Below are 1,772 nucleotides of genomic sequence, written 5' to 3'. Positions count from 1 at the left end.
AAAATACGTCTAATGTCTATTATGCGGCGCATTTTTCAACGCAGGCACCTGCTACAGATGCAGCAACACCGTTTGTGACGGCTTATAAGAAGGCCTATGGCGAAGCACCATCACAATTTACGGCATTGGCTTATGATGCCGTCTACATGATTAAGCAAGCGATTGAAGATGAAAAATCTGTTGATCGTGCCAAAATTACCACCGGATTAGCGCATATCAAAAACTTTGATGGCGTGACGGGGAAGATGACGATGGATGCGTTCCATAACCCCAAAAAGTCATTCGTCATGGGTGGTGTGTCTGATGGTATAGATACAACTGCATTGGTTGGTAAATAAGGGGCTGTTCTGTGGCATGTATTCTACAACAGCTGCTAAACGGTGTGATATTGGGCAGTGTATATGCGTTATTAGCTTTGGGTTATACCATGGTTTATGGCATTATCAAGTTAATTAACTTTGCACACGGTGATGTGTATATGTTGGGCGCTTACTTTGGTTATTTTTTCATCAAAATTTGGCACCTGAATTTCTTTGTGGCCCTCATCCTGTCGATGATTGTGAGTGCCGGTGTGGGGGTGTTAATTGAATTAGTCGCCTATCGACCATTACGGCATTCACCGCGTATTGCCGTCTTAATCTCAGCTTTAGGGGTTTCGTTTTTACTCGAAAATGGGATGAGCTACGCCTTTGGTTCGGATAAGCGTGCTTTTCCACAAGCGATTGCCACCGTACAATATCATGTTGGCCAACTACAAATTTCGAATATTCAACTACTGATTATTGGCACAGCAGTGATATTGATGTTAGCGTTGACACTGATTGTCCAAAAAACAAAAATGGGGCGCGCTATGCGGGCCGTTTCGGCGGATCAAGAAGCTGCAGTGTTGATGGGGATTAATGTTAATCGCACCATTTCATTTACTTTCGCTATTGGCTCAGCTTTAGCAGCTGCGGGTGGGATACTGATTGGCCTTTATTACAACAATATTGATCCGTTGATGGGCATGACGCCAGGGATTAAAGCGTTTGTGGCGGCTGTTCTTGGTGGTATTGGAATAATTCCCGGTGCCGCATTAGGTGGTTGGCTCATTGGTATTTTAGAAACCTTAACGCAAGCTGTAGGCCTATCTGATTACAAAGATGCCGTTGTATATGGGATTTTAATTCTGATTTTACTCTGGAAACCGACTGGTATTTTGGGTAATCAGGGGCGAGAAAAGGTGTAGCACAATGGATCGAACACATTTGAAGTATACATTAAGTTGGGCCGGTTTGGCTGGGATGGTTTTTGTCCTAGTTGAGGTGATGACCATTGTTGGGGTGATTGGCCAGTATGGGTTGACCACTTTGGTCTTAATCGGCATTAACGTGATTGCGGCAGTGGGCTTGAATTTAGTGATTGGCATGTCGGGGCAATTTTCGTTAGGCCATGCTGGTTTTATGGCCGTGGGCGCTTATGCCACGGCGTTGATTGCCAGTGCGGTGCCCAATATTTTAGGTTTTGGCCTGAGTTTGATTATTGGGATGGGCATTAGTGGTGTCATCGCGTTGCTGGTTGGCATCCCCACTTTACGACTGCGGGGTGATTATCTGGCGATTGCAACACTTGGTGTCGCTGAAATTATTCGAATCGTGATTATTAACCTGAAAATAACGCGTGGACCGGCTGGTATTTTTGGTATTCCTAATTTTGTCTATTGGCAGATTGTCTTTGGTTTGAGCGTCGTCGTCATCGTCTTAGTTGTGAACTTTGTACGGAGCACGACCGGA

At 44.9% G+C, this 1,772-nt stretch carries 3 protein-coding genes; all 3 read left to right on the top strand.

Translation table 11 applies throughout. From position 1 onward, the window contains the following. Window positions 1-338: ABC transporter substrate-binding protein (locus ACW12G_RS07825; RefSeq protein WP_455647703.1), on the top strand; the 338-nt coding region annotated here is incomplete at its 5' end. 11 nt (window positions 339-349) lie between these two features. Further along, complete coding sequence (locus tag ACW12G_RS07820; RefSeq protein WP_455647702.1) at window positions 350-1,228, top strand: branched-chain amino acid ABC transporter permease; 879 nt, start codon at window positions 350-352, stop codon at window positions 1,226-1,228. A gap of 4 nt (window positions 1,229-1,232) precedes the next feature. Further along, a partial coding sequence (locus ACW12G_RS07815; RefSeq protein WP_455647701.1) for a branched-chain amino acid ABC transporter permease occupies window positions 1,233-1,772 on the top strand: 540 nt, incomplete at its 3' end.

Source organism: Leuconostoc sp., from assembly GCF_965300815.1.
Note: the sequence above shows the minus strand (reverse complement) of the source record. Positions and strands in the feature narration are given on the sequence as shown.